General features: G+C 56.5%; 8 protein-coding genes (1 of these 8 only partly in view). 4 read left to right on the plus strand and 4 right to left on the minus strand.

Going from position 1 to position 6,972, the window contains the following annotated elements:
- Positions 1-170 precede the first annotated feature (170 nt).
- Genes GZH47_RS20250 through GZH47_RS20260 form a run of 3 tightly spaced genes read left to right on the plus strand, consistent with a single transcriptional unit; the run spans position 171 to position 3,139 of the window.
- Positions 171-1,211 (plus strand): alcohol dehydrogenase catalytic domain-containing protein, encoded by a 1,041-nt coding sequence (locus GZH47_RS20250; protein ID WP_162642755.1) that lies wholly within the window; start codon positions 171-173, stop codon positions 1,209-1,211.
- Positions 1,212-1,224: 13 nt separating this feature from the next.
- On the plus strand, positions 1,225-2,226 hold the full coding sequence (locus GZH47_RS20255) for a Gfo/Idh/MocA family protein (RefSeq protein ID WP_162642756.1): 1,002 nt from the start codon (positions 1,225-1,227) through the stop codon (positions 2,224-2,226).
- A gap of 43 nt (positions 2,227-2,269) precedes the next feature.
- Positions 2,270-3,139, plus strand: coding sequence for a phytanoyl-CoA dioxygenase family protein (locus tag GZH47_RS20260; RefSeq protein WP_162642757.1), 870 nt, complete (start codon positions 2,270-2,272; stop codon positions 3,137-3,139).
- 167 nt (positions 3,140-3,306) lie between these two features.
- Here the strand turns inward: GZH47_RS20260 and GZH47_RS20265 are convergent, their stop codons facing one another.
- Together GZH47_RS20265 and GZH47_RS20270 are read right to left on the minus strand one after the other, a co-directional pair.
- Positions 3,307-4,731 (minus strand): DUF5808 domain-containing protein, encoded by a 1,425-nt coding sequence (locus GZH47_RS20265; protein ID WP_162642758.1) that lies wholly within the window; start codon positions 4,729-4,731, stop codon positions 3,307-3,309.
- 17 nt (positions 4,732-4,748) lie between these two features.
- Complete coding sequence (locus GZH47_RS20270; RefSeq protein WP_225446142.1) at positions 4,749-5,111, minus strand: GntR family transcriptional regulator; 363 nt, start codon at positions 5,109-5,111, stop codon at positions 4,749-4,751.
- 351 nt (positions 5,112-5,462) lie between these two features.
- Here GZH47_RS20270 and GZH47_RS20275 point away from each other — a divergent pair, with 351 nt between their 5' ends.
- Positions 5,463-5,939, plus strand: a complete 477-nt coding sequence (locus GZH47_RS20275; protein WP_162642759.1) for a GNAT family N-acetyltransferase — start codon at positions 5,463-5,465, stop codon at positions 5,937-5,939.
- A 72-nt stretch (positions 5,940-6,011) separates the two neighbouring features.
- Here GZH47_RS20275 and GZH47_RS20280 read toward each other — a convergent pair whose 3' ends face one another.
- A complete protein-coding gene (locus GZH47_RS20280) occupies positions 6,012-6,947 on the minus strand; it encodes an SPFH domain-containing protein (RefSeq protein WP_162642760.1) in 936 nt (311 codons plus the stop codon).
- Positions 6,948-6,953: 6 nt separating this feature from the next.
- Positions 6,954-6,972: the 3' portion of an NfeD family protein gene (locus GZH47_RS20285; protein ID WP_162642761.1), read on the minus strand. The gene runs 407 nt beyond the window's last position; 19 of the gene's 426 nt are visible here — the last part of the coding sequence; the start codon falls outside the window, past its right edge; it ends in the stop codon at positions 6,954-6,956.

The following is a 6,972-nucleotide window of genomic DNA, read 5'->3' on the forward strand; positions in this document are numbered from 1 at the left end:
GGTCGGTGAGGCAATTACGCTCAGTATAGACCGTTGTTTTTGACAAGTAAATCGAAGCTTTGAACAAGGCGCGGCTGCGGATACCAGATACAATGAAAACAGATACGCGTGACATTTAAGGTTGCTTTTTGACAAGTGGAGACAAGTAGATTTCAAGGAGATGAACATTTATGAATCCGATTACAATTCCGGACCAAATGGTATCGTCGGTCTTCGCCGGCAGCGGCAGAGTAGCCTTCGTGACGAAGGACGTGCCCAAGCCAGGGCCGGGTCAACTGCTTATTTTGACTAAGGCGAACGCGCTCTGCGGCTCGGACAAAGGGTTCTATCTGAACGGTTCCGGGGAGCGCACGCCCGGTCACGAGATTGCCGGCATCGTGGCCGACGCCGGTCCGGATACGAAAGCGAAGCCGGGAACGCACGGCGTCGTGTTTCTGATGGATTTCTGCGGCAGCTGTCGCAGCTGCAAGCTCGGTTACACCAACCAATGCTTCAACAAACGCGCGGACATGGGCTTCTCGCATGACGGTGGATACGGCGAATACGTGCTGATTAACGAGAATATTTTCTTCGCGATCGATGCGGATCTATCGTTCTCCGACGCGACGCTGCTGCTGGACATCATGGGCACGGGCGGGCATTCCATTCGCAGAGCGCTGCTCGCGCGCCCGGATATCGAGTCCGTGCTGATCGCGGGTGCGGGGCCGATCGGGCTGGGCATTCTCGGCATGGTCAAAATCATGCTCGGCCAGGATATTCCGGTCTATGTCACGGACATGAACGAGTACCGTCTTGCGCTGGCGGCGCAGCTCGGCGGCATCCCGGTTCATGCGGGTACGGAAGACCTTGCAGCGCGGCTTGCCGCCGATGGCCTGACAGACGGCGTGGACGCCGCGTTCGATTCCAGCGGCCAAACCGCGGCACGGCAGGCATGCGTGCAGCGGCTCGGCAAGCGCGGCGTGCTCGTCTGCGTCGGACATGGCGGGGACGTGTCGCTCCGCGTGTCGGAGGAGCTGATCGGGCCGGAGCGGACGGTGCTGGGAAGCGAGTATTTCACGTATCGGGAGCTCGAGGCGAATGCGGAGTATTTGCGCCAGCACCGCGAATACTTGTCGCAAATCATCACGCATCGGTTTCCGGCCTCGCAGCTGCAGGAAGCCAGCGATCTATTCTTCGGCGGACAGTGCGGGAAAGTCGTAGTGGAGCGATGAAGGAGGCGAAGTCATGACGGCATCAGGACGAACGACGAAGGTCGCGCTCGTAGGGACCGGCGGCTGGGGCGAGCAGCATGCCCGCGTGTTATCGGCGCATCCGGATGTGGAGCTGTGCGCGATCGCCGGACGGAATGCCGAACGGACGCAGGCGCGGGCGGAACGCTATCGGACGAACGGCTATACGAATATCCGGGAGATGCTGGAGCGGGAGCAGCCGGATCTGGTCAGTTTATGCCTGCCGAACGAGCAGCATTTCGAGGCGACGCTCGAAGTGATCCAGGCGGGGTATCCGCTGCTTGTGGAGAAGCCCATCGTCTTCGATCTGCGGGAAGCGGACCGGCTGCTGGATGAGGCGGCGAAGCGGAATCTTTTCTTCGCGATCAATTTCAACCATCGCTATGCGAAACCGATGCAGCTGGCAAAGAGCCGGATCGATGAAGGCCGGCTCGGCGAGCCCGTCTTCGGCACATGGCGGTTCGGCGGAGAAGGCGGGAGCCCGGATGCCTCGCCGCATGGCAATTTGATCGAAACCCAGTGCCACGGCTTCGATTCGCTGGAGTATCTGATGGGGCGAATCGTTTCGGTATCGGCGGAAATGACGGATATGACGGGCAAGGGTTTCACGACGATGTCGATCGGGCTGCGGTTCGAGAACGGGGCCGTCGGCAACTTGCTCGGCACGTACGACTCCTCCTATGCCTACTCGGATACGCAGCGATTGGAGATCAACGGCACCGACGGACGTATCCTGATCGAGGACACGGTGCGCCGCTTCTCGTTCCAGGCGGCAGGCAGCGAGACGGCCGAGGTGTGGCAGGCCGGTTATTTCAACGACCGCGACCGCGAGTTTCACCGTACGTTCGATGCGCATTTGAATGCCGTCATCGCCGCTTTCCGCTGCGGCGGCGAACCGCCCATCCACGCGGCTGCAGGCCTGCGCGCGCTTCGGCTTGCGCAGGCGGCGATCCGCTCGCAGGAGAGCGGGAAGCGAATCATGGTGCAGCCGGTATAGCAGCCGATTGAAGAAGGATGACAAGCGCTGGAGGTAGAGGAACATGACGACGAATCGGGAACTGCCGGGCAGCCTGACGCTTGAGCAGCTCGAACAGTATAACCGGGAAGGATTTCTCGTGCTGGAGGATTTGCTGGATAATCACGACATGGAGGCACCTCGCCAAGCGATGATGCAGAAGGTGGATTGGATCGCGGACGAGCTGCATGCGGATGGACGGATTGCGGATAAGCTTGAGGGGGAGCCGTTCAAATACCGGTTGGCCAAATTGTTCGCCGAGCTGACGGATCAGGACTTTCTGAAATACGGCCGCAGCTGGCGGGACCGGATTGAGGGCTACTACCGCTTGATGAGCAATCCCAAAATCCTGAATGCGGTGGAGTCGTTGATCGGCGGAGAGATTTTCGCCAATCCCGTGTACAACGTGCGCCCGAAGGTGCCGATTGTGGCCGCAGGAGCGGTGCCTTGGCACCAGGACAAGTCGTACTGGCCGGACTCCAGTGCCAATCCCGTCATCACGGTGTGGATTTCTTTCGTGGACGCCACATTAGAGAATGGCTGTCTGCACATCAAGCCGCGTACGCAGCGTAAGAAGGTGCTGGAATGGCATGCCGAGACGTATACCGGCACAGGCTATACGGCGCTCCATGAGCACCAGCTGGGCAAGAGCAAGACGGTCGAGCTGCCCGTCAAAGCGGGCACGGCGATACTGTTCAACGACCGGCTGATCCATATGTCGACGCCGAACGGCTCCGACCATGTCCGCTGGAGTGTCGATCTGCGTTACCAGTCGACCGAACAGGACCCGATGGTGCAGCACGGGATCGGATTTCTGGCGCGCAGCAGCAAGTTCCCGAACCGCGTGGCGACGCTGGAAGACTGGCTGGCGGAGCGGCCGGAGCACGAGGGTTAAATTGTCCGTGCGATCTCTGTAACGCCGTGCGATCTGTGCTTTCCTTGTTATCCGCTAGCCTTTGAAATTAGAAGAAGCCGCTGCGATTCCGCAGCGGCTTTTGATGTTTATTCCATACGGTTTGATACCCCAAGCCTCGCGAATTACACCTGCCGCGACTGCTTTGCTTACCGCGACTGCCCCGACTGCCCCGACTGCCCCGACTCCCGCGACTGCCGCAGCTGCTCGAATAATAGCTTGGTCTGTTCAGGATCCTTGTCATTATAGAAAATATACGTGTCCTTCAGCTTGATTCGAATATAGGGCGGATCGTTCTTGAAGATATACAATCTCGCCGGCCCAAGTCCATTCAACCGGAATTTGCCGCGCGCAACTTTATTGGTCGCTTCGCCGTTCATCTTGGATCCTTTGCCAGGCGGATCGTCTACAAGCTTCAATTCCTCCATGTCGTCGATGTTGAAATCGAACGTATACATCGGATAGTTGATTTCGATCCGGCGGTCGGCCGAAAACGTTAACGTCGGCGACGTCAGCTCTGAACGGATCAGCATAAACGAGGCGAAGAACATAGCGGCTGCGGCGATGCCGATCGTCCCCCAAATGATTATTTTGCCGGTCCAGGTTGCCGTATTGACGGTCTCGCCGATGCCGACCCGCTTAGGCACCATGATGGTTCGATCGTCGGGATTGTGGTACGTGAACCCATTACTCCAATATTCGTCGTCGTCGGAGTAAATAACTTGGCCGTCCTGCCGCAGCACCTCGCTCTTTTGAGCATCGATATGCCGATAGGTGAGTATGGCAATGCCCGCCGGAAGAATAGCGAATATGAGAAGAGCAGCCAGCCAGATGCCGTCCAATGACGGGGTGTCATTCATAATGTATGAGAGCAGGAGGATAAAATGAATGTTTTCGACAATGGCCATATAGAGCCACAGATAAGATAACGAGCGGCGTCTTGCCTGATTCAAGCTCATGTTTACTTCGCTGTTCTCGCTGTATACGCTGGCTCTGGACCTGCGCATGAGAGAGAAGATGAGCAAGCAAATCAAAGTGAAGACGAGTCCGCCGCCAGCTAACCATAGACGCGAGCTGTCCGCGCTACCTGCCCAAACGAGCGTCCCGATTGCCATCGCAAGCGGAATCGCGAACAGCCAGGGGGATGCGGCTTGTGCATTTTTCAATCGGGCGACGCGCAGATCGCCGCGGATTACGCGCTTCGCGCCGACAAACCACTCGTGTTCCCTTTTCAGAGCAAGCGTTGCGCGGAAGGCGCCGCGAAACGGGATCGCCATGACGAAGAAGAAGGCGGACAGCCAGACGAAGAAATAAGTGATTTGGTAAGCAGGCCACATATAGAGCAGCACAAAGGGGATAAGCGCCGCTCCTGTCCGCCAGCTCGCGCGTCTAAATTGCTCGTTGAACCGGGTCCGAATGCGCTGAATGTCCTCATTCTCCATCGCATGCGCAGGCAGGGTGACGGCAAACAGCATTCCGTTGCGGTAAGCGGCTTGAGGTTTGTACGTTACCCAAATCGCAATATAGCAAATGATAATCGGGATTAATAGAATGAACGAGAGTGCATATAGCATGATGGACGAGCTCCTTTCTAAGCAAGTGGTTGGATCTGAATCTTCATACGGGCAAAAATCCGCGCGCACAAGGCATGAAATTGCGCTTCGTGAATGCCTTCGATTGCAGCCTGCGCAATGAGCAGCTGCAGCTGCTCCTCTAATTGCTCAGCAGGCTGGCTGTTGTCCCGGCCTGCCGATCGGGGACTTACCTTCGCGCCATGCCGCCGGTCGATGACGATGTAGCCCTCTTGCTTTAAGAGCGAGTACGCTTTATTAACCGTCATCGTGTTAATGCCCAGATCCTCCGCCAGCTGGCGAACGGTCGGCAGCTTTTCCTGCGGCTCGAGTTGTCCCGTAGTTTCATGTAAACATTTGGGAGTGCCGAACCCAAGAGCCAAAGTGATTCCTATCACGAGAGGGAGCGGGCTTAGCCTAGCCTGAAAAGCAAACGCTAACCATGCAATAACGCAAACAGGCCGGCCCCCAATTAGAGGGCCGGCCTGTTCTATGGAGAGCTGTCCTAGTCGGTCGGGGCAGCTTCATTGCTGATCGCCGCTGTTTCCGGAACAAAAAACCGGCACACCCATGTGCCGGTTAATCTCATTAAACAAAGTGCCTAAAGTAGGCACGGATAGATAATAGTGTATAAAAAAATCGCATATAAGTCTATATCTTTTTTGGGATGAATTGTATGTTAGTAAAGCGACCGCGGCGCAAATAATCTACGAAACCGAAGGGAGAAGTTCTGAATGATTACGCTCCAAAAAATCACGCTGGAGAACCGGCGTCAAATCTTTAACCTGGAAGTTTCCGAAGAGCAGCGCCGCTTCGTCGCCTCTAATCTGTCGAGCGTGGCTTCGTGCTATGTCCTCGCGACCAATGGGGGGCATCCGTTTCCGTTCGCCATCTTCAAGGACGAACAACCTGTCGGGTTCGTGATGATTACGTATCGCATCACCGGATACGAAGATCCTCCGTTCGCGCACGACAGCTACTGCATCCTGCGGTTGATGATTGACCAGCGATACCAGAACAAGGGGTATGGCCGGGAAGCGATGAAAGAAATCATGGCGTTCATCCGGACCTTTCCGGCCGGGCCTGCGCGATACTGCTGGATTTCGTATAAAGCTGATAACACGCCGGCCAAGAAGCTTTATGAAAGTTTCGGATTCCGCGACAACGGCGATATCATTGAAGACGCGCAAATCACCGTGCTGCAGTTGTAACCCGAAGGGAGCGCCTCGTGGAAGTCATTCCATTCGAGGCGCTCCCTTGCAATGCAATTATCGACTCAACGTTTATTTCGGATTCGTAATATCGAAGATCTTGCCAATCATGCCGGCCGAGCCGAGCGCATTGACGGCCTCCGTCGGGATGAAGATCGTCGTTGCCCGGCCTTCGGCCATTTGACCGAGCGCTTCGAACGACTTGTAGGCCAGTATTTGCGCATCCAGACCTGCCAGCTTGATTGCTTCGATCCTCGTTCTTTCCGCCTCGGCGACATGCTTGATCGCCTCCGCCTTCCCGAGCGCTTCCAGCTCCTGCGCTTTCTGCTTCGCTTCCGCGTCGAGAATTTGCCGCTTCTTCTCGGCTTCGGCTGCAAGGACGACCGCCGCTTGCTGCGCCTCCGCGCGCAATACGGTCGATTGCTTCTCGCCTTCCGCCTGCAGGATGATGGCGCGTTTCTCGCGTTCGGCCCTCATTTGCTTCTCCATCGAATTCTGGATGTCCGAGGGTATAGCTAACTGCAACACCTCGACGCGGTCGATGCGGACGCCCCAATTCTCCGATGCCTGATCGAGGACGAGTCTGAGGTCCGTCTGGATGCGGTCGCGATTCGAGAGAATTTCATCGAGCTCCATTTTACCGATCGTCGCCCGCAGCGCCGATGCCACGATATTATGGATGCCCCCGACATAGTCTGCAATGCCGTACGTCGCGAGCTTCGCGTCCATGACATTGAAGAACGTCGCCAGTTCTATGCCGATCGCTACGTTATCTTTCGTAATGACGGATTGCGAGGGCACCGTTTCCTGGTGGATGCGAAGATCATGGCGGCGCCGGATATTATCGATGACCGGTATGATCAAGTTCACCCCGGCGTTGAGCGTCTTGTTATACTTGCCCAGCCTCTCTACGATGGCCACCGTTTGTTGGGGAATGATGCGGATCCCTTTTACGATGATGGCAACCACAACCGCAAGAATGACGATAAAGACGATTATGCCGATCAAATCCATCTACCCCTTTGTCACGAAT

It is taken from the genome of Paenibacillus rhizovicinus (assembly GCF_010365285.1).
GTDB classification, from domain to species: Bacteria; Bacillota; Bacilli; order Paenibacillales; family Paenibacillaceae; genus Paenibacillus_Z; species Paenibacillus_Z rhizovicinus.